General features: G+C 73.0%; 25 protein-coding genes and 6 tRNA genes. 20 read left to right on the forward strand and 11 right to left on the reverse strand.

Annotation, left to right across the window (positions count from 1 at the left end):
* Positions 1-14 precede the first annotated feature (14 nt).
* A complete protein-coding gene (locus ACZ4NT_RS08650; RefSeq protein WP_121404310.1) occupies positions 15-518 on the forward strand; it encodes a GNAT family N-acetyltransferase in 504 nt (167 codons plus the stop codon).
* Positions 519-572: 54 nt separating this feature from the next.
* Here the strand turns inward: ACZ4NT_RS08650 and ACZ4NT_RS08655 are convergent, their stop codons facing one another.
* The gene (locus ACZ4NT_RS08655; RefSeq protein WP_467724366.1) at positions 573-1,025 is read right to left on the reverse strand and encodes a hypothetical protein; all 453 of its coding nucleotides are present in this window, start codon (positions 1,023-1,025) and stop codon (positions 573-575) included.
* Position 1,026: 1 nt separating this feature from the next.
* Complete coding sequence (locus ACZ4NT_RS08660) at positions 1,027-1,386, reverse strand: hypothetical protein (RefSeq protein ID WP_121404312.1); 360 nt, start codon at positions 1,384-1,386, stop codon at positions 1,027-1,029.
* Between the two features lie 568 nt (positions 1,387-1,954).
* On the opposite strand from ACZ4NT_RS08660, the gene ACZ4NT_RS08665 reads away from it, so the two are divergent.
* The 8 genes from ACZ4NT_RS08665 to ACZ4NT_RS08700 all read left to right on the forward strand — a co-directional run bounded on the left by ACZ4NT_RS08665 (position 1,955) and on the right by ACZ4NT_RS08700 (position 13,749).
* Entirely contained in the window at positions 1,955-2,998 is a 1,044-nt protein-coding gene (locus ACZ4NT_RS08665) for an ATP-binding cassette domain-containing protein (protein ID WP_183116900.1), read from the forward strand.
* Complete coding sequence (locus ACZ4NT_RS08670) at positions 2,995-3,738, forward strand: methionine ABC transporter permease (RefSeq protein ID WP_467724369.1); 744 nt, start codon at positions 2,995-2,997, stop codon at positions 3,736-3,738. The genes ACZ4NT_RS08665 and ACZ4NT_RS08670 overlap by 4 nt, the downstream gene beginning before the upstream one ends.
* A 60-nt stretch (positions 3,739-3,798) precedes the next feature.
* Positions 3,799-4,626, forward strand: coding sequence for a MetQ/NlpA family ABC transporter substrate-binding protein (locus ACZ4NT_RS08675; RefSeq protein WP_121404318.1), 828 nt, complete (start codon positions 3,799-3,801; stop codon positions 4,624-4,626).
* 352 nt (positions 4,627-4,978) lie between these two features.
* On the forward strand, positions 4,979-5,617 hold the full coding sequence (locus ACZ4NT_RS08680; protein WP_467724371.1) for a GNAT family N-acetyltransferase: 639 nt from the start codon (positions 4,979-4,981) through the stop codon (positions 5,615-5,617).
* Positions 5,618-5,740: 123 nt separating this feature from the next.
* On the forward strand, positions 5,741-6,952 hold the full coding sequence (gene cbiE, locus ACZ4NT_RS08685; protein ID WP_121404322.1) for a precorrin-6y C5,15-methyltransferase (decarboxylating) subunit CbiE: 1,212 nt from the start codon (positions 5,741-5,743) through the stop codon (positions 6,950-6,952).
* Positions 6,953-7,297: 345 nt separating this feature from the next.
* On the forward strand, positions 7,298-11,302 hold the full coding sequence (gene cobT, locus ACZ4NT_RS08690; RefSeq protein WP_467724373.1) for a nicotinate-nucleotide--dimethylbenzimidazole phosphoribosyltransferase: 4,005 nt from the start codon (positions 7,298-7,300) through the stop codon (positions 11,300-11,302).
* A gap of 235 nt (positions 11,303-11,537) precedes the next feature.
* Positions 11,538-12,830 (forward strand): uroporphyrinogen-III C-methyltransferase, encoded by a 1,293-nt coding sequence (gene cobA / locus ACZ4NT_RS08695; RefSeq protein WP_467724375.1) that lies wholly within the window; start codon positions 11,538-11,540, stop codon positions 12,828-12,830.
* A 100-nt stretch (positions 12,831-12,930) separates the two neighbouring features.
* On the forward strand, positions 12,931-13,749 hold the full coding sequence (locus ACZ4NT_RS08700; RefSeq protein ID WP_121404326.1) for a TrmH family RNA methyltransferase: 819 nt from the start codon (positions 12,931-12,933) through the stop codon (positions 13,747-13,749).
* A 15-nt stretch (positions 13,750-13,764) separates the two neighbouring features.
* On the opposite strand, the gene ACZ4NT_RS08705 is transcribed toward ACZ4NT_RS08700, so the two are convergent.
* Entirely contained in the window at positions 13,765-15,060 is a 1,296-nt protein-coding gene (locus ACZ4NT_RS08705) for a serine/threonine-protein kinase (protein WP_467724510.1), read from the reverse strand.
* A 196-nt stretch (positions 15,061-15,256) separates the two neighbouring features.
* On the opposite strand from ACZ4NT_RS08705, the gene ACZ4NT_RS08710 reads away from it, so the two are divergent.
* From ACZ4NT_RS08710 to ACZ4NT_RS08725, 4 genes are all read left to right on the forward strand, one after another.
* The gene (locus ACZ4NT_RS08710; protein ID WP_121404330.1) at positions 15,257-15,490 is read left to right on the forward strand and encodes a hypothetical protein; all 234 of its coding nucleotides are present in this window, start codon (positions 15,257-15,259) and stop codon (positions 15,488-15,490) included.
* Positions 15,491-15,730: 240 nt separating this feature from the next.
* Positions 15,731-15,940: a hypothetical protein gene (locus ACZ4NT_RS08715; protein WP_121404332.1), complete on the forward strand. Its 210-nt coding sequence runs from the start codon at positions 15,731-15,733 to the stop codon at positions 15,938-15,940.
* 285 nt (positions 15,941-16,225) lie between these two features.
* On the forward strand, positions 16,226-17,167 hold the full coding sequence (locus ACZ4NT_RS08720) for a phosphotransferase family protein (RefSeq protein ID WP_467724377.1): 942 nt from the start codon (positions 16,226-16,228) through the stop codon (positions 17,165-17,167).
* 79 nt (positions 17,168-17,246) lie between these two features.
* Positions 17,247-17,534, forward strand: a complete 288-nt coding sequence (locus ACZ4NT_RS08725; RefSeq protein ID WP_121404335.1) for a TFIIB-type zinc ribbon-containing protein — start codon at positions 17,247-17,249, stop codon at positions 17,532-17,534.
* Between the two features lie 104 nt (positions 17,535-17,638).
* Here ACZ4NT_RS08725 and ACZ4NT_RS08730 read toward each other — a convergent pair.
* The 5 genes from ACZ4NT_RS08730 to ACZ4NT_RS08750 all read right to left on the reverse strand — a co-directional run bounded on the left by ACZ4NT_RS08730 (position 17,639) and on the right by ACZ4NT_RS08750 (position 18,091).
* A tRNA-Val gene (locus ACZ4NT_RS08730) sits at positions 17,639-17,713 on the reverse strand.
* Positions 17,714-17,736: 23 nt separating this feature from the next.
* A tRNA-Val gene (locus ACZ4NT_RS08735) sits at positions 17,737-17,808 on the reverse strand.
* Between the two features lie 26 nt (positions 17,809-17,834).
* Positions 17,835-17,906 (reverse strand) — tRNA-Val (locus ACZ4NT_RS08740).
* A gap of 1 nt (position 17,907) precedes the next feature.
* Positions 17,908-17,981 (reverse strand) — tRNA-Cys (locus tag ACZ4NT_RS08745).
* 37 nt (positions 17,982-18,018) lie between these two features.
* A tRNA-Gly gene (locus tag ACZ4NT_RS08750) sits at positions 18,019-18,091 on the reverse strand.
* 157 nt (positions 18,092-18,248) lie between these two features.
* On the opposite strand from ACZ4NT_RS08750, the gene ACZ4NT_RS08755 reads away from it, so the two are divergent.
* Genes ACZ4NT_RS08755 through ACZ4NT_RS08765 form a run of 3 tightly spaced genes read left to right on the forward strand, consistent with a single transcriptional unit; the run spans position 18,249 to position 20,991 of the window.
* Complete coding sequence (locus ACZ4NT_RS08755) at positions 18,249-19,292, forward strand: chorismate-binding protein (protein ID WP_467724380.1); 1,044 nt, start codon at positions 18,249-18,251, stop codon at positions 19,290-19,292.
* A complete protein-coding gene (locus tag ACZ4NT_RS08760; RefSeq protein WP_467724382.1) occupies positions 19,289-20,110 on the forward strand; it encodes an aminotransferase class IV in 822 nt (273 codons plus the stop codon). The genes ACZ4NT_RS08755 and ACZ4NT_RS08760 overlap by 4 nt, the downstream gene beginning before the upstream one ends.
* 59 nt (positions 20,111-20,169) lie before the next feature.
* The gene (locus ACZ4NT_RS08765; protein ID WP_467724384.1) at positions 20,170-20,991 is read left to right on the forward strand and encodes a GNAT family N-acetyltransferase; all 822 of its coding nucleotides are present in this window, start codon (positions 20,170-20,172) and stop codon (positions 20,989-20,991) included.
* A gap of 31 nt (positions 20,992-21,022) precedes the next feature.
* On the opposite strand, the gene ACZ4NT_RS08770 is transcribed toward ACZ4NT_RS08765, so the two are convergent.
* On the reverse strand, positions 21,023-21,547 hold the full coding sequence (locus tag ACZ4NT_RS08770) for a DsbA family protein (protein ID WP_121404343.1): 525 nt from the start codon (positions 21,545-21,547) through the stop codon (positions 21,023-21,025).
* A 173-nt stretch (positions 21,548-21,720) separates the two neighbouring features.
* Between ACZ4NT_RS08770 and ACZ4NT_RS08775 the strand changes: the two genes are divergently transcribed.
* Positions 21,721-22,176 (forward strand): hypothetical protein, encoded by a 456-nt coding sequence (locus ACZ4NT_RS08775; protein WP_121404345.1) that lies wholly within the window; start codon positions 21,721-21,723, stop codon positions 22,174-22,176.
* Positions 22,177-22,360: 184 nt separating this feature from the next.
* On the forward strand, positions 22,361-22,513 hold the full coding sequence (locus ACZ4NT_RS08780; RefSeq protein ID WP_010988207.1) for a hypothetical protein: 153 nt from the start codon (positions 22,361-22,363) through the stop codon (positions 22,511-22,513).
* 41 nt (positions 22,514-22,554) lie between these two features.
* Here the strand turns inward: ACZ4NT_RS08780 and ACZ4NT_RS08785 are convergent, their stop codons facing one another.
* Together ACZ4NT_RS08785 and ACZ4NT_RS08790 are read right to left on the reverse strand one after the other, a co-directional pair.
* Positions 22,555-23,112, reverse strand: coding sequence for a CGNR zinc finger domain-containing protein (locus tag ACZ4NT_RS08785; protein ID WP_121404347.1), 558 nt, complete (start codon positions 23,110-23,112; stop codon positions 22,555-22,557).
* Between the two features lie 252 nt (positions 23,113-23,364).
* Positions 23,365-23,778, reverse strand: coding sequence for an SsgA family sporulation/cell division regulator (locus ACZ4NT_RS08790; RefSeq protein WP_003959770.1), 414 nt, complete (start codon positions 23,776-23,778; stop codon positions 23,365-23,367).
* A gap of 191 nt (positions 23,779-23,969) precedes the next feature.
* Here ACZ4NT_RS08790 and ACZ4NT_RS08795 point away from each other — a divergent pair, with 191 nt between their 5' ends.
* The gene (locus ACZ4NT_RS08795; protein WP_467724387.1) at positions 23,970-24,404 is read left to right on the forward strand and encodes a TIGR02611 family protein; all 435 of its coding nucleotides are present in this window, start codon (positions 23,970-23,972) and stop codon (positions 24,402-24,404) included.
* Positions 24,405-24,485: 81 nt separating this feature from the next.
* Positions 24,486-24,560, forward strand: a tRNA-Val gene (locus tag ACZ4NT_RS08800).
* The last annotated feature ends 34 nt before the right edge of the window (positions 24,561-24,594 follow it).

Here is a 24,594-nt window from a genome sequence, read left to right on the forward strand (position 1 = left end):
GGAGGCATGCACACATGGGCATGAGCGTGACCATCTCGGCGGCGACCGAAGAGGACGCCGAACAGATCCTCAAGCTGCAGTACCTCTGCTACCAGAGCGAGGCCGAGCTGTACGGCGACTACAGCATCGAACCCCTCACCCAGCCGCTGGACTCGCTCAAGGCCGAACTGGCCGGGGGCACGGTCCTGGTGGCCAGGCTCGGGGACGAGGTGGTGGCCTCGGTGCGCGGCGTCGTCGACACCGACGGCACGGCACGCATCAGCAAGCTCATCGTCCACCCGCGCATGCAGCGCCACGGTCTGGGGGGCAGGCTGCTCTCCGCCATCGAGGCGCGGCTCGGCGCGGACGGCGCCGCCACGTCCTACCAGCTCTTCACCGGTCACCGCAGCGAGCGCAACCTGCGCCTGTACCGCAAGCACGGCTACGCCCAGGTCTCCACGGAGCGGGTGGACGAGCGCCTCACCCTGGTCACCCTGGCGAAGGGTGCCGACGCGAGCGCCTTCGTCACCAGCGCCTGAGCCGGTTCCGGCCGACGGCGGCCACCGCTTCCGGGAGGGAGCCGGTGGCCACCGTCACGCGGTCGTGCGGGCCTTGCGGAGCCAGTACATCGCCGTCAGCGGCAGCAGCACCGGAATGAACAGGTAGCCCATCCCGTAGTCGGACCACACCGTGGCGTCCGGGAAGGCGGAGGGCTCCACCAGCGTCCAGGTCCCCACGATCAGGACGCCCGCGAGCTCGGCGGCGCAGCACACGAACGCCGCCCGGCGAGCCGTCTCCCCGCCCCGGACGAGCGAGTACGTGATGAAGCCGTACACCAGACCCGCGACGGCGGACAGCGAGTAGGCGAGCGGGGCCCTGTCGAACTCCGTCGAGATCTGCACCGCGGAGCGGGACACCGCCCCGACGACCATCACGCCGTACAGCCAGACCAGCAGCATGCCGGGCCCGCGGATCAGCCGGACCCGCTTCCCGCCCGCCGCCGGTTCCTCCTGAGGCATGGTTCCGTTCCCGTCGGTGGCCGTCATCTCAGCCTCCCCAGATGTCGTAGAGCCGCACTTCGAGGACGGCGAGGACCGCGCCGCCGGCCGCGACCGTGATGGAGCCCCAGCGGGTGCGCTCGGCCAGTGACATGAAGCCCGCGGCCGGGATGCACGCCACGGCGCCGAGCAGATACGCCACGAAGATCGTCGTGCCCTGCTCCGGCTTCTCGCCGCGCGAGAGCTGGACGATGCCGACGACCAGCTGGACCAGGGCGAGCAGCGACACCACGGCCATGCCGATGAAGTGCCAGTCCTTGGTGGGCTGGTCGCGGTAGGCGGCCCAGCCGCACCAGGCGGCGAGCACGAGCGCGGCGACGGCGGTCGCGACCGTCAGGGCATCAAGCATGCCGTGACCCTATTACGGGCCAAAAGGCCCGAGGCGTCCGCCCCCGGCCTGCCCGGACGGGGGCGGATGGTCCAGGACGGAGGTGATCGTGGCATTGGCCACAGCCAACCGGGATACGGGCCCGGGGCGGTCCCCGTCACCGGGCGCCCTCCGCCGTGTCCGCACTGGTCACGCGGGGGTGGAGAGCGCGTCCGCGTCGTGCCCCGACAGCGTCCACCGCTGTCCGCTATTCGGACAGCGGTGCGGGTGAGGGGCCCCGCGTCTGCTTTACTGATCGCATGACCACGACGAGCAGCCGCATCCCTGCGACCGAGGCGACCACGACGCCCGGTGCTCGTTGTATGTGTCGAATGTGCGCCTTCTGAGGGCCCCTGCACCACCCCTGAGCCTCGCGCCCCGAAGCGAGACAGCTGTGCCGTGTCCGTGCCCGCCACGCGACTGAGCCGGCCCCCGCGCACACGTTCTCCCCGGTTCGACCGCCCACGCGAGAACCGTGCCGCGTTCCCGACCGCATGCACCCGTGCCGGGGCACACCCACGCCCTGCACTCGACAGTGACGGAAACCCCAGTGATCACGACAACGGGCCTGACCAAGGTCTACCGCTCGCGCGGCCGTGAGGTGACCGCCCTCGACGGCGTCGATCTGCACGTACGCGAAGGCGAGGTGTACGGCGTCATCGGACAGTCCGGCGCCGGCAAGTCCTCCCTCATCCGCTGCGTCAACCTTCTGGAGCGCCCCACCGCCGGCACCGTGACCGTCGCCGGACAGGACCTCACCGCCCTCGCCGGCCGTGGTCCGCGCGCCGGCCGGGAGCTGCGCCGGGCGCGCAGTCACATCGGCATGGTGTTCCAGCACTTCAACCTGCTGTCCTCGCGCACCGTCCAGGACAACGTCGAACTCCCCCTGGAGATCCTCGGAGTCTCCGGCAAGGAGCGCTCCCGCAAGGCCCTCGACCTCCTCGACCTGGTCGGTCTCTCCGACAAGGCGAAGGCCTACCCGGCGCAGCTCTCCGGCGGGCAGAAGCAGCGCGTCGGCATCGCCCGCGCCCTGGCCGGCGACCCGAAGGTGCTGCTCTCCGACGAGGCCACCAGCGCCCTGGACCCCGAGACGACCCGGTCCATCCTCCAGCTGCTGCGCGACCTGAACCGGCAGCTGGGGCTGACCGTCCTGCTCATCACCCACGAGATGGACGTCGTCAAGAGCGTGTGCGACTCGGCCGCGCTCATGCAGAACGGCCGCATCGTCGAGTCCGGCACCGTCACCGAGCTGCTGGCCACCCCCGGCTCCGAACTGGCCGCGGCCCTCTTCCCGGTGAGCGGCGACGCCTCCGCCGAGGACCGCACGGTCATCGACGTGACCTTCCACGGCGAGTCGGCGACCCGGCCCGTGATCTCCCAGCTGTCGCGCACCTACAACATCGACATCTCCATTCTCGGCGCCGCGATGGACACTGTCGCCGGCAACCAGGTCGGCCGGATGCGCATCGAACTGCCCGGCCCCTACGAGGAGAACGTCGTGCCGATCGGATTCCTGCGGGAGCAGGGCCTGCAGATCGACCTCGTCGGCCAGGCGGCCCGGCAGTCCGAGCTCGTGAAGGAAGGTGCCAAGTGACCTGGTCGGAGACGCAGCCCCTGCTGACCCAGGCGTGTTGGGACACGCTCTACATGGTGGCCTGGTCCACGCTGATCGCGGTCGTCGGCGGACTGCCGCTCGGTCTCCTGCTGGTCCTCACCGACCGCGGCGGACTGCTGCAGAACGTCGTGGCCAACAAGGTGATCGGGCAGGTCGTGAACATCGCCCGCTCGATGCCGTTCATCATCCTGATGGTCGCGCTGATGAGCTTCACCCGCACCATCATCGGCACGACCATCGGCCGGGAGGCGGCGATCGTGCCGCTCGCCATCGGTGCCATCCCCTTCTACGCGCGGCTCGTCGAGATGTCCGTCCGCGAGGTGGACGACGGACTGGTCGAGGCCGTCCAGTCGATGGGCGGCAGCACCTGGAAGACCGTACGCAGCGTCCTCGTCCCCGAGGCCCTGCCGTCGCTGATCTCCGGCGCCACCACCACGGTCATCGCGCTCATCGGCTACTCCGCCATGGCGGGCACGGTCGGCGCCGGCGGACTCGGCGACATCGCCATCCGGTACGGCTACCAGCGCTTCGAGACCGGCCTGATGTGGATCACCGTCGCGGTCCTGGCGGTCGCCATCTCCGTCCTGCAGTTCGGCGGCGACTTCGCCGCGCGGGCCCTGCACCGCCGGGGCGCCAAGTCCGGCCCCCTGCTGCTCTTCCGCCCCTTCGGCGGCGCCCTCCCCGGCCCGGTCGCGACCGACGCCGTCGAGAAGGGCTGACCCCAGACTCCCCGTCCCACCCAGACGGGGCCGCTTCACCCATAAGGAAAGGCACTTTTCGTGCGTAACACCGCCAAGATCACCACTGCCGTCCTCGCAGCCGGAGCCCTCACCCTCGGCCTCAGCGCCTGCGGTTCGGACAAGGATTCCGCCTCCGACACCAGCGGTCCGCTGATCGTCGCCGCGAGCCCCGTCCCGCACGCCGAGATCCTCACCTACGTGAAGGACCACCTGGCGAAGAAGGCCGGCCTCGACCTGGAGGTCAAGGAGTTCACCGACTACGTCACGCCGAACACGGCGACCGAGGACGGGTCCGTGGGCGCCAACTACTTCCAGAACCAGCCCTACCTCGACGACTTCAACAAGAAGAAGGGCACCCACATCGTGCCCGTCGTCACGGTGCACCTGGAGCCGCTCGGCCTGTACTCGCACAAGGTCAAGAAGGCCGACGACCTCAAGAGCGGCGCGACGGTCGCCGTCCCGAACGACACGGTCAACGAGGCGCGGGCGCTCAAGCTCCTCGACGCCAACGGGATCATCACGCTCAAGGACGGCGTGGGCAACGAGGCGACCCCGGGCGACATCGCCAAGAACCCGAAGAACCTGAAGTTCAAGGAGCTGGAGGCCGCCCAGACGCCCCGCTCCCTGGACGACGTCGACGCCGCGGTGATCAACGGCAACTACGCCATCGAGTCGGATCTCAAGCCCGCCGACGACGCCCTCGTCCTGGAGTCCGCCAAGGACAACCCGTACGGCAACTTCCTCGCCGTGAAGAAGGGCAACGAGGACGACCCGCGCGTGAAGAAGCTCGCCAAGCTCCTCACGTCGCCCGAGGTGAAGAAGTTCATCGAGGACAAGTACGCCGGCTCCGTTCTGGCGTCCTTCTGATCCGTCCCTCCGGACCCGCCCGCGGGACCGTCCCTCCGAACCGGCCTCCTGATCGGTCCTGTTGATCCGCGGCGGGGAGGGCGCGCGGTGCGCGAGGCCTCTCGCGGGCGGGACGGGGCGCGGCGCGCGAGGCCTCTCGCGCCGTCCGCCGCAGGGCAGTTCACCAAGGACACGGACGGGGGCCGGGTCCGCCGGACCACCCGCCGAGCCCCTCGTCACCGCACGGGGTCCGCTCCTCACCGGGAGCGGACCCCGTGATGCGGTTCGGTGCTTCCATGCTGCATGCTGGGCAGTTCAGCGGGCCCGCCGATTTCCGACGGCCCGTAGGTTTCCGAAGGTTACGGAGCGGCGCATGACAAGCACCTTCCCCGGCATCTCCATCAGCACGGAACGGTTGGTGCTGCGCCCGCTCGAGGAGGACGACGTCCCGGCCCTGGCCGAGATGATGAACGACGAGCTGGTCGCCGCCTGGACGTCCGTGCCCCAGCCCTTCACCGAGGACGGCGCCCGTGCGTGGGTCGCCGACTACGCGCCCTCCGAACGCACGGCGGGCCGCGGACTCGACCTGGCCGTCACGGAGTTCCTCACCCAGCGTCTCGTGGGCATCGTCCAACTCGGCAAGACCAACTGGCACATTCGCTCCACCGAGCTGTCGTACATCATCGCCCCCTGGGCCCGTGGCGAGGGCTACGCGTCCGAGGCGGCGCTCGCCACCGCCCAATGGCTCTTCCGCGACCAGAAGTTCGAGCGCATCGAACTGCGCACGGCCGCCGACAACACCGCCTCCCAGCAGGTGGCCCAGAAGATCGGCTGCATCAGCGAGGGAGTCCTGCGCAACGCCTGCATAGCGCGTACGCGCACCGAGGACGGCACATGGGCCGACCTGCGCACCGACTTCATCGTGTGGAGCCTGCTGCCGGAGGACCTCGACGGGGTGGCCGAGGAGCTCGCCGAGACCACCGGTTTCACGTCTTACTCCGACTGGAACTGAGACCGCGGGACCGCTCCCACACCCCGGGGCCCGTCGCGGCACGGTCCGGCTCCACCAGGTACCCTCACGGAGCCCGTGCGGGGGCGCCGACCCGCTGCGACAACCACCTGGAGACTGACGACGATGGCCGACCGGGTCACGGTGATCGGCTGGGACGGCTCGCCGCCGACCGACGCGGCGCGCTCCGCTCTCGGTGCCGCCACGCTGGTGGCGGGTGCCGGCCACCATCTCGCGCTCCCCGAAGTGCCCGCCACCGCCGAGCGGGTCCGCCTCGGCAGCGTCGCCCTCGCCGCCCGCCGCATCGCCAACCACCGCGGCACCGCCGTCGTTCTCGCCGACGGGGACCCCGGCTTCTTCGGCGTCGTCCGCACCCTGCGCGCTCCCGAGTTCGGCCTCGAGGTCGAGGTCGTCCCCGCGGTGTCCTCCGTGGCCGCCGCCTTCGCCCGCGCCGGGATGCCCTGGGACGACGCACACGTGGTCGTCGCACACCCCCGCTCGCTGCGGCGCGCAGTGAACGTATGCCGCGCCCACACCAAGGTCGCGGTCCTCACCTCGCCCGGCGCCGGTCCCGCGGAACTCGGTCTGCTCCTCGAAGGAGTGCACCGCACCTTCGTGATCTGCGAGGAACTCGGCACCGACCGTGAGCAGGTCAGCGTCGTCACCTCCGACAAGGCCGCCGACCACACCTGGCGGGACCCCAATGTCGTCATCGTCATCGGCGGCTTCGTGGCCGCGGCCGAGGGCGGCGGCTGGATCGCCGGACGCGAGCCGGGCGCCGGCACGCGTGGCTGGGCGCTGCCCGCGACCGCCTACGGCGGCGTGCTCGGCGAGGGCGAAACGGATCTGCTGCGTGCCGCGCAGCTCGCCCGCCTCGGTCCCCGCCTCGGCGATCTGGTCTGGGACATCGGTTCCGGCAGCGGCGCCTTCGCCACCGAGGCAGCCCGCACCGGCGCCGCGGTCATCGCGGTCGACCGGGATCCGGCGGCGTGCGCGCGCACCGAGGACTCGGCCCGCCGCTTCGGGGTCCAGGTGCACGTCGTCCCCGGCGCGGCCCCGCACGTCCTGGAGAACCTCCCCGAGCCCGACGTCGTACGCGTCGGCGGCGGGGGAGCGGAAGTCGTCTCCGCCGTCGCGGACCGCCGTCCGCAGCGCATCGTGACCCACGCGGCGACCCGCGACGCGGCCGAGCTCATCGGCCGGGACCTGACCGAGCACGGATACCAGGTCGAGTGCGCCCTTCTGCAGTCCGTCCAACTCGACACGCGGGCCTGGACCGAGAAGGAACGGAGCGTCGCGTTCCTGCTCACGGGGCGTCTGCCCGATCGCGCCCCGTGATCCGTTTGTCGTACCGCGCGCGGTAGGCTGGCCGATCGTTGTACCGCACTCGTGCCCGGCGCTTCGTCGGCCAATGTCCGGAAAACGCGCCCCTTTTGGGTTGGGTGTGGTACGGCGTTACCGGAGGACGCGCAACGTGGCGCAGTCCACAGTGGACCGTCGCGGATCAAGCTGTCGCGACGGCGGGACGACCGCGACAATGCCAGTAAATGGCTTTGTCTGCTTTGCGGGCGGGTCGTTCGTGCCGCTGGGCACGCACGCTCGTTCTTCATGGCGGGGGGCGGTCGGTGCGCCGTTCCGGGCGAGCTGGTCGTAGGAGCACTAACCGATGGGCGAGGGGTACGCATGACCGACACCGGCCAGGTCCCGGGCGAGGGACTGCCGGAGAACGCAGGCATGGTGGATCAGCCGGGCGTCTCCGCGCACGGTGCGTACACCTACCTCGACCCCTCCGTGGCTCCCGCCGAGGACGACGACCTTCTGCTCATGCCGGGTGCCCAGGGCGCCTGGGGCAACGAGGTGCCCCCGCCCGCCCCGATGCCGCTCGCCTTCGAGCCGGTCGCACAGCCCGCTCCCGAGCCGGAAGCGCCCGCCCACGAGCCGGCCGCGCAGCCCGCCGACGAGGCGACCGGGCCGCACGCGCACGAGCCGGTGGCGCAGCACGCGTACGAGCCGACTCCGCAGGACGCGTACGAGCCGGCCCCGCAGGACGCCCTCGAGCCCGGTCCGCACGAGACGGGCGGCCGGGACACCGGCTCGGTCGATCTCGGCGGCGTCCGGACGCCCGCCGCCCCGGCCCCCCAGCCGTCGCCGCCGCGCCGCCCGCTGCACCTCGGCCCGCCCACCCCGAACGGCTCGTCCAGCCCCGTGCGCTCGCTCGCGGACCGCGGCCCGGCGGGTGCGCCGATGCGCCAGGCCGGCCCGCCGACCGCCGGCCCCGACTACCTCGACGCCCCGCAGCTCGGGGACGTGCCGCAGCAGGGGACGCCCTGGGGCGCCGCGCCGCAGCCGCAGGACCCTCCGGCGGTGCCGCAGGTGCCCGCCGAGGGGACCCCTGCAGAAACGGTCGTCCCCGTGGGGGCGCCCGCCCCCGAGGCCGTCCCGGCCGCCGAGCCCGCGCCGGCCGCGGAGGCGTCCCCGGAGCCGGCGGCCGAAGCTCCCGCGCAGCCCCCCGTGGCCGCTCCGGTCGAGGAGGCCCCTCAGGCCGCGGAGCCCCCGAGCACCGAGCCGGCTCCCGACGAGGCCCAGGTGCCGGCGCCGGAGGGTGTCGGCACCCCGGAGGTCCCGGGCGCCGTGGATGCGCCCGCGCCCGCCGCGGACGACGACACCCGTCCGTCGCCGGAGAGCTACCTGCACCAGCAGGCACTGGGCGGTTCCCCGGACCTCCGCGTCGCGGACTCCGCGCCGGCCCCGCAGGACCCCGTCGGCCCCGTGCCCGCGGAGGCCACGGACGGCGCACCGGACCCGCACGCCGGCCCGGTCGCCGTCGCGGACGCCGTCCGGCCCGGACAGCCGTCGCCCGATGAGGAGAGCGTGCGGGCGACACCCGTCGCCGACCCTGACGAGCCCGTCGTCGCCGAGGGCGAGCAGGCCGGGCCCGCGCAGGACCCCGCGACCGCGCCCGCCCCCTCCGCGACGGACCTCGCGGCCACCGCCGACCCCCACGGCCCCCAGCACCTGTACGAGGGGCGGACCGCGTTCCCGACCGCGCCGCAGCTCACCGACCCGGCCGAGGCGCCCGCGGCCGACGCCGGTCCGGCGGCAGGAGATGTTCCGTTCGCGGACGCCGCGCGCACCTCCGAGGCGCAGCCGCCGGCCGAGGTCCCGCAGCCGGCGCCGGCGGCGGAGCCCGTGTCCGCGGCGGACCCGGCGCTCGCCGCGCCGGCCGCGGACGTCGCGCACGGATTCCTCGTGTCCGAACCCGCGGCACCGGACGCCCGGCAGTTCGACGCCCCCGCCGCGCAGGGCGTCCCGGTGGCCGTCGGAGCGCACGCCGCCGGGACCCACGCCGTCATGGGGCCCGCCCCGGCGGGCCGGCCGCAGGGAGAGTCCGGGCCGGAGGGCCCCGCCGCCCTGCCGGACCCGCCGCCCGCGGAGGCCCCCCGCGAACAGCGGGCCGGTCGGCACGCGAACCGGCCCGTCGGCGAGTTCGTCCCGGTCGAGGGCTCGGTGCCCACCACCCCGCACCTGGCCCCGACGCCCCCGCACGCCATGACCGTCCCGCCGCTGCCCCCCGTGGAGCAGCCGGAGGCGGCGGAGACCCAGCCGGCCGCCGCCCCTGAGGCGCCGGCACCCCTTCCGGTGACGGTCGAGGGGGCCCTCCTCACCGAGGAGACCCTCTACGCCGAAGAGCCGGTCGAGCCCCCGGCCGCCGAGGCGGCCGCCGCGCCCGCGGAGTCCGGGCCGCCGGCAGCGCCCGGGCCCGCCGCGGGGACGGTCGCCGACGAGGCCGTCGCCGCCGTGCCCGCCCCGCGCGAGGCCCAGGCACCCCCCGCACCGGAGCCGCTCGTCGCGGACCCGGACGTCGTAGTCGCACAGCAGGCGGACGACCTGGACACCCAGGGCGCCGACCAGGAAGAGAGCACGGCCGCAGTGGAAGACGTACGAGAGTCCACCGGCCCCGCCGCGCCCGGTTACGACGACGCCGAGCGCGAGGCCGTGCTGCGCGTGATGCGTGAGCGCCGCGACATCCGCAACGGGTTCCGCAGCGACCCGATCCCGCACGACGTGCTGCTGCGCGTCCTCGAGGCCGCCCACACCGCGCCGAGCGTCGGCCACTCCCAGCCGTGGGACTTCGTGGTGATCCGCTCCGCCGAGACCCGCCGCTCGATGCACGAACTCGCGGCGCGGCAGCGCGAGGCCTACGCGAAGTCCCTCCCCAAGGGCCGGGCCAAGCAGTTCAAGGAACTGAAGATCGAGGCCATCCTCGACACCCCGGTCAACATCGTCGTCACCGCGGACCCGACCCGCGGCGGGCGCCACACCCTGGGCCGCCACACGCAGCCGCAGATGGCCCCGTACTCCTCCGCGCTCGCGGTCGAGAACCTCTGGCTCGCCGCGCGCGCCGAGGGCCTGGGCGTCGGCTGGGTCAGCTTCTTCGACGAGCGCGAGATGGTGCGCGCGCTCGGCCTGCCGGACCACCTGGAGGTCGTGGCCTACCTCTGCGTCGGCTACGTGGACGAGTTCCCGGACGAGCCCGAGCTGATGCAGGCCGGCTGGTCCAAGCGCCGCCCGCTGTCGTGGGTCGTCCACGAGGAGACGTACGGGCGTCGGGCGCTGCCCGGCGAGGAGCCGCACGACCTGCTCGCCGAGACGGTCACCAACATCCGTCCGCTCGACGCGAAGGCGCTGGGCGAGGCGTGGGAGCGCCAGAAGCGGATGACGAAGCCGGCCGGCGCCCTCGGCATGCTGGAGATCATCTCCGCCCAGCTGTCCGGGCTGTCCCGGCAGTGCCCGCCGCCGATCCCGGAGCCCGCGGCCGTCGCGATCTTCGCCGGCGACCACGGCGTGCACGCCCAGGGCGTCACCCCGTGGCCGCAGGAGGTCACCGCCCAGATGGTGGCGAACTTCCTGGGCGGCGGCGCGGTGTGCAACGCCTTCGCCAACCAGGTGGGCGCCGAGGTCTGTGTCGTCGACGTGGGCGTCGCCTCCGACCTGCCCGCCACCCCGGGCCTGCTCCCGCGCAAGATCCGCGCGGGCACGTCCGACATGACCACCGGCCCCGCGATGACCCGCGAGGAGGCCAAGGCGGCCATCGAGGTGGGCATCGAGACGGCCCGCGATCTCGTCGCGGCCGGCAACAAGGCGCTCCTCACGGGCGAGATGGGCATCGCCAACACCACCGCCTCCGCGGCCCTGATCTCGGTCTTCACCGGCACCGACGCCGGGGAGGTGACCGGACGGGGCACGGGCATCAACGACGAGACGCTGGCCCGCAAGACCGAGGTCGTGCGGCGCGCCCTGGACGTGCACCAGCCGGACCCGGCCGACCCGATCGGCGTCCTCGCCGCGATCGGCGGCTTCGAGCACGCCGCCATGGTCGGCCTGCTGCTGGGCGGTGCGTCCCTGCGGACGCCGGTGATCCTGGACGGCGTCAGCGCGGGTGCCGCCGCGCTGGTGGCCCGAGCGATCGCCCCGGAGGTGCTGGCCGCCTGCATCGCGGGCCACCGCAGCGCCGAGCCCGGCCATGTGGCGGCCCTCAACAAGCTGGGCCTGCGCCCGCTGGTCGATCTCGACCTCCGTCTCGGGGAGGGCACGGGCGCCCTCCTGGCGCTGCCGGTCGTACAGAGCGCGGCCCGGGCGATGCACGAGGTGGCGACGTTCGACTCCGCAGGGGTCACCGAGAAGTAGCCGCGAGCGCCGTGTCCCGTCCCGCCGCCGCGACCGGACACGGCCGCCTCCCCGGGCCGCTCGGACGGCGTCCCGGGCGCGCCGCCACGGTTTCGGGCGGGTGCGGGGGCGGGGAGGAAACCCGCACCCGCCCGCGCCACCTGCCCGAGCCGCAGCTTAAAATCCGCACGTCAGGCCCGCTCCGAAGGCGCAGGGGGCCCGTCTCGCCCCGCCCCGCACGAGGAGCCGCCCCTCCATGGCCGAACACCCCGCCTACCCCGTAGGCCTCCGCCTCGCAGGCCGCCGCGTCGTCGTCCTCGGTGGTGGCCAGGTGGCCCAGCGCCGCCTCCCCGCCCTGATCGCGGCCGGCGCGGACGTCCACCTCGTCTCGCCGCAGGCCACCCCCTCCGTCGAGGCGATGGCGGACGCGGGCGAGATCGGCTGGAGCCGGCGCCCGTACGAGGACGGTGACCTCGCCGACGCCTGGTACGCCCTCATCGCGACCAGCGACACGGCCGCGAACCTACGGGCCTCGGCCGAGGCGGAGCGACTGCGCGTCTGGTGCGTCCGCTCCGACGACGCCGACGCGGCCACCGCGTGGACCCCGGCCACCGGCCACAGCGAGGGCGTCACGGTCGCCGTGCTGACGACCGACGCCCGGGGGCGCGACCCCCGCCGCACCGCCGCGATCCGGGACGCCGTGGTCGAAGGACTCCGCGACGGCACCCTGGTGGCACCGCACCACCGCGCCCGCACCCAGGGTGTCGCGCTCGTCGGCGGCGGCCCCGGCGACCCGGACCTGATCACGGTCCGCGGCCGTCGTCTCCTCGCCGAGGCGGACGTGGTCATCGCCGACCGCCTCGGACCGCGCGACCTGCTCGCCGAACTCCCGCCGCACGTCGAGGTGATCGACGCGGCGAAGATCCCGTACGGCCGTTTCATGGCGCAGGAGGCCATCAACAACGCGCTGATCGAGCACGCCAAGCAGGGCAAGGCGGTCGTCCGCCTCAAGGGCGGCGACCCGTTCGTCTTCGGACGGGGCATGGAGGAGGCCCAGGCGCTCGCCGAGGCGGGCATCCCCTGCACGATCGTCCCCGGCATCTCCAGCTCGATCTCGGTGCCGGGCGCCGCGGGCATCCCGGTCACCCATCGCGGGGTCGCCCACGAGTTCACCGTGGTCAGCGGTCATGTGGCACCCGACGACGAGCGCTCCCTGGTCGACTGGGCGGCCCTCGCCAAGCTGCGCGGCACACTCGTCGTCCTGATGGGCGTGGACAAGATCGGCGCCATCGCGCGCACGCTCATGGAGAACGGGAAGGCCGCCGGGACGCCCGTCGCCCTGGTCCAGGAGGGCACGACCGCCGCCCAGCGCCGCGTGGACGCGACCCTCGCGACCGTCGCGGACACCGTCCGCACCGAGGAGGTGAAGCCCCCGGCCGTCATCGTCATCGGCGAGGTCGTGCACGCGGGCGCGGGGCTCCTCGGCGACCTCTTCCGGGCGGCGCCCGCCGGGCCGTCCGAGGACCCGGACCCCCGGCACCCCGCATGACCCCGGAGCCCCCGAGCCACGGGGGCTCCTCGCGTAACCCCGGGTAACCCACCCGTTCCGAGCCGTTGGCACCACACCCAGGACAAGGCAGTATCACCCTGTGGCCGATCTCATCACCGTTGAGGACCCCGACGACCCGCGTCTGCGCGACTACACGGGCCTGACCGACGTGGAACTGCGCCGCAAGCGCGAACCCGCCGAGGGCCTGTTCATCGCCGAGGGCGAGAAGGTCATCAGACGGGCCAAGGACGCCGGTTACGAGATGCGCTCGATGCTGCTCTCCGCCAAGTGGGTCGACGTCATGCGCGACGTCATCGACGAGCTGCCGGCCCCGGTGTACGCGGTCAGCCCGGAACTCGCCGAGCAGGTCACCGGCTACCACGTGCACCGCGGCGCGCTCGCCTCCATGCAGCGCAAACCGCTGCCCACGGCGGCCGAGCTGCTGCAGTCGGCCCGCCGGGTGGTCGTCATGGAGTCGGTCAACGACCACACCAACATCGGTGCCATCTTCCGCTCGGCGGCGGCCCTCGGCATGGACGCGGTGCTGCTCTCCCCGGACTGCGCGGACCCGCTCTACCGACGGTCGGTGAAGGTCTCCATGGGGGCCGTCTTCTCCGTGCCGTACGCCCGCCTCGAATCGTGGCCCCGGAGCCTGGAGTCGGTCCGCGAGGCGGGTTTCGCCCTCCTCGCGCTCACTCCGGACGAGAAGGCCAAGACCCTCGACGAGACCGCGCCCCACCGGATGGACCGGGTCGCCCTCATGCTCGGCGCGGAGGGGGACGGCCTGTCCACTCGGGCCCTGGTCGCCGCGGACGAGTGGGTTCGCATTCCGATGGCCCACGGCGTCGACTCGCTCAACGTCGGCGCGGCGGCCGCCGTCGCCTTCTACGCCGTGGCGACGGGCCGTCCGACCGCCTGAGCACCGCGCCGCCCGCTACCGCGGACCGTACCGGTGTCCGCCGTCCGGTGGCCCGTACGACCGCTCGTGCCGTACGTCCTGGTGGGCGCCCCCGTCGCCGAGGCCCCGCGCCGGCCCCTGGCACCCCTGGGCCGCGGCGATGCCCAGCGCCACCAGCAGGGTCACCACGACGAACACGAAGAGCCGCTGACGCAGCAACCGCGGATTGGCCGGCCGCCTGCCCGTACCGGTGGTGCGCGGTCCCGGCCGGCCGGCCCCGCTGCGCGGTGCGGGCCGGTTGCCCGAGCGCGTCGTGTTGCGCGACGGCGCCGGGCGGGAACCCGACCGCGAGCCACCGCCCGTCCGGGGCTGCGAGGAGCCCTGCGAACCGTGCGGACCCTGCGGGCGCCGCTGGGTGCGCTGGTCGGCGTACTGCTCGGCGAGCCGCCCGCTCGGCCGGTCCGGGTCGGTGCGCGGCGCGGGCGGCCGTACGTCGGCGAGTCCCTGCGCCTCCCGCGCCGCGATCTCCTTGAGCCGCAGCGACAGTTGCAGCGTGCTGGGCCGCTCCTCGGGATCCTTCGCGAGGCAGGCCCGCACGAGTGGCGCCAGCGCGTCGGGAACCCCGTGCAGCTGGGCCTCCTCGTGCACCACCCGGTACAGCATCACTTCGGAACTGCCGTGCCCGAAGGGGGAGTCGGCCGTCGCCGCGTACGCCAGCGTGGCGCCCAGGGAGAAGACGTCGGTCGCCGGGGTGACGGCGGCGCCGCGCACCTGCTCCGGCGCGAGGAACCCGGGCGACCCGACCGCCGTACCGACGTGGGTCAGGGTGGAGGCGCCCGTCGCCCAGGCGATCCCGAAGTCGATGATCCGGGGGCCCTTCGGCGAGAGCAGGATGTTGGACGGCTTCAGGTCACGGTGGACGACACCGGCCTCGTGCACCGCGACGAGCCCCTCGGAGAGGGCGGCGCCCACGGCCGCCACGTCCGCGGCGCTCAGCGGCCCCTCCTCGGCGACCTTGTCGTGCAGCGAGGGCCCCGGGACGTACTGCGTGGCGAACCACGGCCGGTCCGCGTCGAGATCGGCCGCCACGAGCCGCGCCGTGCATCCGCCCCTGATCCGCCGAGCCGCCGAGACCTCACGCGCGAACCGCGACCGGAACTCCTGATCCTCCGCCAGGTCGGGCCGGATCACCTTCAGCGCGACCCGCTGGCCGCGCCGGTCGGAGCCCAGATACACAACGCCCATCCCGCCCGCGCCGAGCCGTCGGTGAAGCCTGAACGAGCCGACGACACGCGGGTCCTCGCGCCTCAGGCGCATCATCGCCATGTCCATCCCCGCTGCCCGGTCCGTTTGACGAGCCACAGCTTACGTTTCCACGGCCGGGTGCGCGCATAGGCCGCGCCCTCACGACCCGATCGATTGTCAGTGCCGGGTGGGAAACTTGAAAGATGGTCAGGGAACGCGCGACCAGGCCTGCTGCGAGCTGCCTGGGGTCCCAACCACCCGTCGCAGAAGGGGGATTGATCCCGTGAAGGGTGACCGAGTGGAGATAGTCGTGGACGCCGGCGACACGACGCGGACGTACGAGGTGGTGGCGAGCAGGGCGGGCCGCCGGGTGGAGACGGCGGTGCGCCGGGGTGTCGTCGAAGTGAGCGAAGTCACCCGTAGCGGATCAGTGGTGCGCACCGCGCGCTTCATGGCGAATCGGGTGCTGGCCCTGGTCGAGCAGCCGATCCCGCGGGAGGACAGCTCGGAACAGTAGGGGCACACCGGGCATCCCCTCCGGGAAGACCCCGAGACCGGCGGCCGCGTCTCCACCCAGGGGAGTACGCCGCAGGTCATCGCTCATCCTCCGGGAGGCCCGGCAATCGGTACGAGGGCATGACGACCGGCACCCGCCGCGGGCCTAGATTTGAGGTCAAGCGGCGGGTGCAGCACTCGTCCCCCGAGGTCAGACACCCGCCGCTGTCAACACCACAGAAGCTCGGTCAGGAGAGGGACCATGGCCCACACGGCACCGCGGACGGCGATCCGCACGCAGGGACGCAGGGCGTACACCGCCGCGTTCGGCACCAGCCGGCCGGGCCGTCGCCACCCGCTGGTGGCGACAGCGATGGTCCTTCCCCTGGCGGCCCTGCTCGTGGTCGTCTTCGGCGGCTGGGAAGCGGTGGTCACACAAGCGTCGTCCGTGGGCGTGATGCTGGGGCGCTGAGCGGCGCCCCAGGCCCGGAAGAGCGGTCCGGGCGGGGACATCCGGCCATGAAACCCCGTGGGGACGGGGGTGCGGCGGACGGCACAAATGCCCGCGCAGCTGGGGAGCTGCGCGGGCATTGCCATGCCCCGGCGATTCCCGCCCCCACCGCCGTAGGGCGCCGCGGTGCCCGCACGCACCGGGGGTGCGCCGGGACCCCGCCTCCGCCGGCCCGCCCCCTCCTGCCGGGGCCGCCCCCGGCCCGCATACGCTCACCGGGAACCGTTCGCGTACGAGGGGGGACCCGTGACCGCAGACGTGGTGGCCGTACTGACCGCGCAGGTGCGCGGCGCGGCGCACCCGGGGGACGCCGCCTGTGCCCACACCGAGGCCGTCCTCGCGGACCGGCGGGACGGCACCGTCGTCCGTCACGGCGACACCGTGGCCAAGGCCCACGACGGGGCCACGGACCCGGAGCAGCTCGCCCGGCGCCTCGCCGTCGCCGCCGATCCCGCCCTTCGCGGTGTCCTCCTCCCGCCCCTGGGCCAGGCCCCCGTCGACCCGCACGGACGCCTGGTGACCTTCTGGCCCTACGGCACCCCGGTCGACCCGGAGCGGCCGGAGGCGGCGCCCTGGGAGGAGGCCGCCTTGCTGCTGGCGCGGCTGCACCGGGCGCCGGTGCCGGACGGGCTGCCCCCCATGCGCGGCCCGGCCAAGGCGGCGCGGGCGATCGCCCGGCTCGGCGCGGCCGGTCCGCACCCCGCCGCCGAACCGGTGCTGCGCGCCTGGGCCGCCCTGCCGCCCTGGGCCCGCGACGAGGCGCCGATGCCGGAGGGGTCCGGGACGCTCTGCCACGGCGACCTCCACCTCGGCCAGTTGGTGCGGCACCCCGCTGCGGCCGGCCCCTGGCTGCTCATCGACGTCGACGACCTGGGGTACGGGGTGCCCGCCTGGGACTTGGCCCGCCCGGCCGCCTGGTACGCCTGCGGCCTCCTCCCGCCCGACGAGTGGACCCGCTTCCTGACCGCCTACCGGGGAGCGGGCGGCCCGGCCGTGCCCGCCGACGGCGATCCCTGGCCGGCGCTGGACGTGCCGGCCCGCGCCCTCGCGGTGCAGACCGCGGCGCTCGCGATTGCCAAGTCCGTGGCGTCCGGCGACCCGTTGGACGAGGTCCAGCAGGCCGTGATCGACGCCTGCGACCGAATGGCCCCCCTCCCGCCCGAGTTGGCCGGGGAACCCGCGAAGTAGGGTGCAACCGACGACGGCCGGACTGAGTCTGTCCTGGCATAACGCTAAGCAGCACCGACGGCGAGGAGTTGAGCCGAGCATGCAGTGTCCGAAGTGCCATGCGCCCATGCACACCTACAACCGCAATGGCGTCCAGATCGAGCAGTGCAGCGGCTGCCGCGGGATCTTCCTCGACTACGGCGAGCTGGAGTCCCTGACCCGCCTGGAGTCCCAGTGGTCGCAGCCCGCCCCGCCGCCCCCGGCGGCCCCGCAGGCCTACCCCTCCGCCCCGGCACCGGCCTGGGGCGCCCCGCACGGCGGCCACGGCGGTCACTACGGCGGCCACCACCGCCAGAAGAGCTTCGGGCGCATGCTCTTCTCGTCCTGACGCGACAGGGGTCCTCCACGGCTGGAGGGCCCCTTCGCCGTTTCCGGACGGAGCCGGCGCGCACGACGAAGCCCCCGGCCGTCGAGACGGCCGGGGGCTTCGGCTGGTGCGCGATACTGGGATTGAACCAGTGACCTCTTCCGTGTCAGGGAAGCGCTCTCCCGCTGAGCTAATCGCGCGGGACGTGGAGCAGTGTACTGCGTGCGCGATACTGGGATTGAACCAGTGACCTCTTCCGTGTCAGGGAAGCGCTCTCCCGCTGAGCTAATCGCGCGGGTACGGATCTTGGGCAAGATCCAGTGGACGATACTGGGATTGAACCAGTGACCTCTTCCGTGTCAGGGAAGCGCTCTCCCGCTGAGCTAATCGTCCTTGGAGGTGGAGACGGGATTTGAACCCGTGTAGACGGCTTTGCAGGCCGTTGCCTCGCCTCTCGGCCACTCCACCAGGCGTGGGAGCTCGGGAAGATCCCCCACTTCCTGCGAGCGGACGACCAGGTTCGAACTGGCGACCTCAACCTTGGCAAGGTTGCGCTCTACCAACTGAGCTACGTCCGCTTGTCGTTTCCGGTCGGCTCTCGCGTCCCGGCGACGTGTTGAACTCTAGCGGATTCCGGGGCCAGCACAAAAACGCGTTTGTGCAGCGTGCTGCGTTGCGTCCGCGCCAGGACGCCGCCGGGCCCGCCCGCAGGTCACCCACCCTAGACTCGATTGCGTGCACGACCTCCCTGCTCTCGCCCGCTTCGGCGGCCTCGTGGCGACCGGCCTCCTCGATGTCACCAGCGACCCCGCGGCCCTGGAATCCACCGGCTTCTGGGCCGTCTCGGCCGACTTCGAAGGCCGTCTGACCTGCGCCCGCTTCGCGGACGTCCGGGCGCAGACGGTGCCCGCGCCGGTGCCGGGGGAGTGGCGCGGGCCGGCGGCCGCGGACTGGACGTCGTCCCTCGACCACGCCGCGTACACGGAAGGGGTCCGGCGGATCCGGCGGCACATCGCGGCCGGCGAGGTCTACCAGGCGAATCTCTGCCGGGTGCTCTCGGCGCCGGTCGCCCCCGACGCCGACGTGGACGCGCTGACCGCGCTGCTGGCCCGCGGCAACCCGGCACCGTACGCCGGAACGATCCGCCTGCCCGGTCACGGCGTCGAGATCGCCACCGCGTCCCCGGAGCTCTTCCTGCGCCGCGACGGCCGGACCGTCGAGTCGGGGCCGATCAAGGGAACCGGCCGCACCGAGGCCGACCTCCTGGAGAAGGACTACGCCGAGAACGTCATGATCGTGGACCTGGTCCGCAACGACATCGGGCAGGTCTGCGCCACCGGCACCGTGACCGTCCCCGACCTGTGCGTCGTCGAGAAGCACCCCGGACTCGTCCATCTCGTCTCCACCGTGCGCGGCGAGCTGCGCCCGGAGGCGGGCTGGCCCGAGGTGCTCGCCGCGGCGTTCCCTCCCGGCTCCGTCACGGGGGCACCCAAGTCCAGCGCGCTGCGGATCATCGACGCCCTGGAGACCGCGCCCCGCGGCCCCTACTGCGGCGGCATCGGCTGGGTCGACGCCGACCGGGGCACCGGGGAGCTGGCCGTCGGCATACGCACCTTCTGGATCGACCGGGCCGAGGGTGTCCTGCGCTTCGGCACGGGCGCCGGAATCACCTGGGGCTCGGACCCCGGCGGCGAGTGGCGGGAGACCGAGCTGAAGGCCTCCCGACTGCTCGCGGTAGCGTCGGGGACGTACGAGGCGAGTGGAGGGACCCTTTCGTGAAGATCTGGCTCGACGGCGGGCTGCAGGACACCGAGTCCGCCCGCGTCTCCGTCTTCGATCACGGACTGACCGTGGGCGACGGCATCTTCGAGACGGTGAAGGCGGTCGACGGACGGCCGTTCGCCCTCACCCGCCATCTCGACCGGCTGACCCGCTCGGCCCGCGGCCTCGGCCTGCCGGACCCCGACCTCGACGAGGTGCGCCGCGCCTGCGCCGCCGTCATCGAGGCCAACCCGATGCCACTGGGCCGGCTCCGGATCACCTACACCGGAGGCCACGGCCCGCTCGGCTCGGACCGCGGAGAGCACGGTCCGACCCTGGTCGTCGCCCTCGGCGAGTCCGCCCGCCGGCCCGACTCCACCGCCGTCGTCACCGTGCCGTGGACGCGCAACGAGCGGGGCGCCCTGACCGGCCTCAAGACCACCTCGTACGCGGAGAACGTCGTCGCCCTCGCCCGTGCCCGCGAACAGGGCGCCACCGAGGCGCTGTTCGCGAACACAGTGGGCCGGCTGTGCGAGGGCACGGGGTCGAACGTCTTCGTCGTCCTCGACGGTGAGATCCACACCCCGCCGGTCGCCTCCGGCTGCCTCGCCGGCATCACGCGCGCCCTCGCCGTCGAGTGGACGGGCGCCCGCGAGACCGACCTGCCGCTGGACGTCCTGGAGCGCGCCGACGAGGTCTTCCTGACATCCACGCTGCGCGACGTGCAGGCGGTGCACCGCGTCGACGGACGCCAACTGCCGGGCGCGCCGGGCCCGGTGACCGCGGAGGCGATGCGGATCTTCGACGAGCGCGCCGGCAGCGACCTCGACCCGTAACCCGGGACCCGCGGGTAATCCGGATGACGTCGGCCCGCCGGGCGGGTACAACTCCCCTGATGACCACGACCCTGCGGCCGACCGAGCCGCTTCAGCACCACGCCGACGGAACGCGCTCGCGCCACTACCAGGTGTGTGTGAACAGCCGTCCCATGGGCGGGATACGGCTCAGTACCCACGCGCTGTTCGGACCCGACGTCGCGCGGGTCACGGATCTGCGGATCGACGCGCCCGACCGAGGGAGGGGGCGGGGCACGGTGGCCGCTCTCGCCGTCGAGGAGGTGGCCCGCGGCTGGGGGTGCCGGCGGATCGAGGCGTCGGTGCCCGCCGATGCCGTGGCCGCACTCCGGATGACCCGGGCGCTCGGTTACGTGACGCGCAACCGCGGCATGGAGAAGCAACTCGGCGCCACGCCTCCCGGCCTGCCCGCGGGGAGCGTCGCCCGCCCCATGTCCGAGGAGGAGTACGGCCCTTGGGAGGCGCGGGCCCGGGAGAGCTACGCGCAGATCTGGATCGACCGCGGGGTGCCCGAGGCGGAGGCGCACGAGAAGTCGCGCCGCGACCACGACCAGCTGCTGGCGCACGGGACGGCCACCGAGAACGTGCTGATCAGCGTTCTGGAACACGAGGGGAGGCCGGTCGGCACCCTGTGGCTGGCGCTTCAGGACGAGCGTGCGTTCGTCTTCGACGTCGAGGCGGACGCCGCCCACCGCGGCAGAGGCCACGGCCGTACGCTCATGCTGCTGGCGGAGGCGCAGGCGGTCGCCGCCGGCCGCACCGTGATCGGACTCAACGTGTTCGCGGGCAACACCCCGGCCGAGCGGCTCTACGAGTCGCTCGGCTACGAAACGACCGCCCATCACCTGTACAAGAGCCTGTAGGTCCGGTCGATCCGGGAAGCGTCCGGCGAGGTCAGGCGTCCTGATCCGCCAGCAGCCGGTCGGCGATCTCCTCGATGCGCTCGCGCAGGCCGGCCTGGCTCCTGCCGCCGTCCAGGCGCCGGCCGTCGATGACGTACGTCGGCGTGCCCGTCACGCCGATGGCCTTGCCCTCCGCCTGGTCGGCGTCGACGATCAGGATGTGCCGGCCGTCGATCAGCGCGGTGTCGAACTCCTCGGCGTCCAGGCCGAGTTCGGCGGCCACCTCGACGAGGAAGGGCTCCCCCCGGCGGTCCAGCTCCTCGACGCGGCCGAGCACGGCCTCCACGTAGGCCCAGGCGCTGCCCTGTTCGGCGGCCTCCTCGGCGGCCTGCGCGGCGGCGAAGGCGTGCTGGTGCTTCTCCAGCGGGAAGTGCCGCAGCCGCACCTCCAGGCGGTCGCCGTAGCGGGCGCGCAGGGCTCGCAGGTCGTCCAGGGCGGTGCGGCAGTCGGGGCACTGCAGTTCGCACCAGACGTCCAGGACGGGGGTGACGGGGCGGGCGGCGGAGGAGTCGTTCATGGTCCTCAGTCTCCCAGCCGCCGAGCCGCTGCCCCAACCGGGACCTGCGGAGGACCCCCGACCCGGAGATGTCCCTGAGGTCCGCCCGGACCATGGCACACCGGGCGGGCCGCGGTGCAGGATGGAAGGGACGTAGTACCCCTTCCCGCCCCGCACCCCGCCCGGAGGACCGGATGATTGCCGAGACCGTCTGTTCCGCCGTCTCCGTGGCCGGGCTGGGCATCGCCGCGGTGACGGCCTACCGCAAGCGTTTCCTCTCCGCCGCCCGCATCGCCGCCTACTCGCTGGTACCCATCGGCCTGGTGATGACGGGAGCCGTCGGCTGGGTGGCGGACACCGCCTTCAGCCCGACCGCATGGGCCGGTTTCGTCCTGCTGGGCGCTGCCTGGCTGCTGTTCCTGACCACCCGGGCCGTGGAGCGCCGCGGCGGAGGCACGCGCAAGGAGCGCAGGGCGGCCCGGGCCGCGGCCCGGCGGGAGGCGGCTGCTCCCGGGGCGTCGGCGCCGTCGTTGGGGCAGGGCTCGCGCTCCACCGCGCGGCCCGCGTCCACGGGACGTGGCGCGGGTGCGGCGGGTCCCTCGGAGGATTTCAGCGACATCGAGGCCATCCTCAAGAAGCACGGCATCTGAAGCCGGGCCCGGCAGCGCGCGGCGGGTACCGGCGGCCCGGGACCGAGTGCGCCCGGAACTGATCAGGTGCACCCGCGGAAGTGATCACGTCCGTCGTCACGCTTCGCGAGGATTGATGAACTCCCGGTCATTTCGGGCGTGTTGATCGCCCCCGGGGTGGCCCGTGGGTCATCATCACCGCGAGATGCTGGACACAACACAGAGCGACACCGCCGCCCCTCCCGAGGAACGGCGGGGTTGTCTCTTCGCACTTTCCCAGCCGCCGCTGATGATCTTCCTAGCGGTGATCGGCTGTCTGCTGCTCATGGCGTCGCTGCACGATCTGCTGCTGCTCTGAGCCGTACACGGAGCCCCTGGCGCCACCCGTCGAGGGCTCCGTCAGCTCGCCGCCTCCTTGCGCCGGGCCCGGTAGGCCGCCACGTGCAGACGGTTGCCGCAGGTGCGGCTGTCGCAGTAGCGGCGGGAGCGGTTGCGGGAGAGGTCGACGAAGGCGCGCCGGCAGTCCGGGGCCTCGCACCGGCGCAGCCGGTCCTGCTCCCCGGCGACCACGAAGAAGGCCAGTGCCATTCCGCAGTCCGCCGCGAGGTGGTCGGCGACGGAGGCGCCGGGCGCGAAGTAGTGCACGTGCCAGTCGTAGCCGTCGTGGTCGGTGAGTCGCGGTGTGGTGCCGGCGGCGGCCACCAGCTCGTTGATGAGTCCGGCCGCGGCGCGTGCGTCGGCGGCCGCGAAGATGCCGGTGAACCGCCCGCGCACCTGCCGGACCGCCGCCAGGTCCTGCTCCGACAGCACGCCCACGTCGCTGATGTCGTGGTTGCGCACGAACTCCTCCAGGGACGCGACGTCCGTGAGGCGATCCGCCGCGTCGTCGTCCGGCGCGGTGTTCACCAGATCCACCACGGTGTCGAGGGCGCACCGGGTGTCGTGGGTGATCAGCACGTTTCGCTCCCTGGCCTGAAGTCGGGCGGGCGCCCGCCGATGGGTGGCCGAGCCTAGCGGCTCGGTGCCGGCGGGGGCCGGTACGGACCAGGTCCCGGAACGCTCCGTGACGGCCGGAGCGCTCCTCGGGGCACGCACCGGCGCCGCCTCCGCGGAAATCCGCGGCGACGGCGCCGGTGTGTGCCATGTGAAGTTGTCCAGGCCCGAGCCGTCTCCCCGAGTGGACGGCGCCGGGCGGCTCTGGGTCCCTCGCTAACTCTCCGCGAGGATGTGGGAGAGCTCCGTGTCGAGATCGAAGTGCCGGTGTTCCGTGCCGGGGGGCACGGCGGCGTCGGTTCGCTTGAGGAACGACTCGAGAGCCCGTGCCGGGGCCTCGAGGAGGGCTTCACCCTCCGGGGAGCTGAGGGCGATGCAGACGACGCCCTGACCGTGGCTCCGGGACGGCCAGACTCGGACGTCGCCGGTTCCGGTGGGCCGGTGCAGGCCCTCGGCGAGGAGGTCGCGGGCGAACACCCACTCGACGGTTTCCTCGGCTCCGGTGTGGAAGGTGGCGTGCACGGCGTAGGGATCGGCCGTGTCATACCGCAGTCCTGCGGGTACAGGCAGTGAGGACTCGCTCGACACAACGAGGCGCAGGTGCAGCTCGCAGCTGACCGTGGTGTTCATAAGCGCCAGGGCCTTTCGCTCAGTGTGCGCTCGGGGATTCGCACGTCGGCGAAATCGACATGCCACCTACGGTGCCGTTGTAAACCCCTCTGAGTGTTTTGCGTGTGTTTAGGTAGCTCATCCGGCCGAGAGTGTGTTCGTGACGTACGCCCATTCCGGTGACTGGTTTCTCTCGGGTAGGGTTTGGTCGTATGAATACGGGGAGTGACGAGCCGGGCGAGGTCGCCGTGGCTCCGCAAGAATCGAAGGACGAGCGACCGCTCGGTTCGCGGGCGCCGGAATTCATCCAGGCCCGGCGGGCGCTGCACCTGAGCTGGCAGGTGGGAGTTTTCATCGTCGGCCTCGCTGTCGTGGGCGCGGGCGTGGTCATGCTTCCGCTGCCGGGGCCCGGCTGGCTCGTGATCTTCGGCGGTATGGCGATCTGGGCGACCGAGTTCGTCTGGGCTCAGCTGGTCCTGCGCTGGACCAAGCACAAGGTGACCGAGGCGACACAGCGGGCGCTCGACCCGCGCGTGCGCCGGCGCAACATCATCCTGACGACCGTGGGTCTCGTGATCGTCGCGGTGCTCGTCGCGATCTACGTCTGGAAGTTCGGCTTCGAGATGCCCTGGAAGATCAAGGAATGACGAGGTCCCGGCGGTGTGCTCCCGGGTCGCGCTGCTGGTCCGGGGCACCCGCTGACATGGGGTAATGTTCTCCGTGCGCCCGGGCGATTAGCTCAGCGGGAGAGCGCTTCGTTCACACCGAAGAGGCCACTGGTTCGAACCCAGTATCGCCCACCAGTTCGAAGGCGGTCCTCGTCCACGCAGTCCGTGG

Source organism: Streptomyces sp. NPDC026417 (assembly GCF_055567695.1).

Excerpts from the sequence above, each read along its gene's own strand:
- ACZ4NT_RS08715 (WP_121404332.1), top strand. The coding sequence starts at position 15,731 with ATGGCCCACACGGCACCGCGGACGGCGATCCGCACGCAGGGACGCAGG.
- ACZ4NT_RS08780 (WP_010988207.1), top strand. The coding sequence starts at position 22,361 with ATGCTGGACACAACACAGAGCGACACCGCCGCCCCTCCCGAGGAACGG.
- ACZ4NT_RS08660 (WP_121404312.1), bottom strand. The coding sequence starts at position 1,386 with ATGCTTGATGCCCTGACGGTCGCGACCGCCGTCGCCGCGCTCGTGCTC.
- ACZ4NT_RS08765 (WP_467724384.1), top strand. The coding sequence starts at position 20,170 with ATGACCACGACCCTGCGGCCGACCGAGCCGCTTCAGCACCACGCCGAC.
- ACZ4NT_RS08795 (WP_467724387.1), top strand. The coding sequence starts at position 23,970 with ATGAATACGGGGAGTGACGAGCCGGGCGAGGTCGCCGTGGCTCCGCAA.
- ACZ4NT_RS08650 (WP_121404310.1), top strand. The coding sequence starts at position 15 with ATGGGCATGAGCGTGACCATCTCGGCGGCGACCGAAGAGGACGCCGAA.
- ACZ4NT_RS08770 (WP_121404343.1), bottom strand. The coding sequence starts at position 21,547 with ATGAACGACTCCTCCGCCGCCCGCCCCGTCACCCCCGTCCTGGACGTC.
- cobA (WP_467724375.1), top strand. The coding sequence starts at position 11,538 with ATGGCCGAACACCCCGCCTACCCCGTAGGCCTCCGCCTCGCAGGCCGC.
- cbiE (WP_121404322.1), top strand. The coding sequence starts at position 5,741 with ATGGCCGACCGGGTCACGGTGATCGGCTGGGACGGCTCGCCGCCGACC.
- ACZ4NT_RS08680 (WP_467724371.1), top strand. The coding sequence starts at position 4,979 with ATGACAAGCACCTTCCCCGGCATCTCCATCAGCACGGAACGGTTGGTG.
- ACZ4NT_RS08775 (WP_121404345.1), top strand. The coding sequence starts at position 21,721 with ATGATTGCCGAGACCGTCTGTTCCGCCGTCTCCGTGGCCGGGCTGGGC.
- ACZ4NT_RS08705 (WP_467724510.1), bottom strand. The coding sequence starts at position 15,060 with ATGGACATGGCGATGATGCGCCTGAGGCGCGAGGACCCGCGTGTCGTC.
- ACZ4NT_RS08655 (WP_467724366.1), bottom strand. The coding sequence starts at position 1,025 with ATGACGGCCACCGACGGGAACGGAACCATGCCTCAGGAGGAACCGGCG.
- ACZ4NT_RS08790 (WP_003959770.1), bottom strand. The coding sequence starts at position 23,778 with ATGAACACCACGGTCAGCTGCGAGCTGCACCTGCGCCTCGTTGTGTCG.
- ACZ4NT_RS08725 (WP_121404335.1), top strand. The coding sequence starts at position 17,247 with ATGCAGTGTCCGAAGTGCCATGCGCCCATGCACACCTACAACCGCAAT.
- cobT (WP_467724373.1), top strand. The coding sequence starts at position 7,298 with ATGACCGACACCGGCCAGGTCCCGGGCGAGGGACTGCCGGAGAACGCA.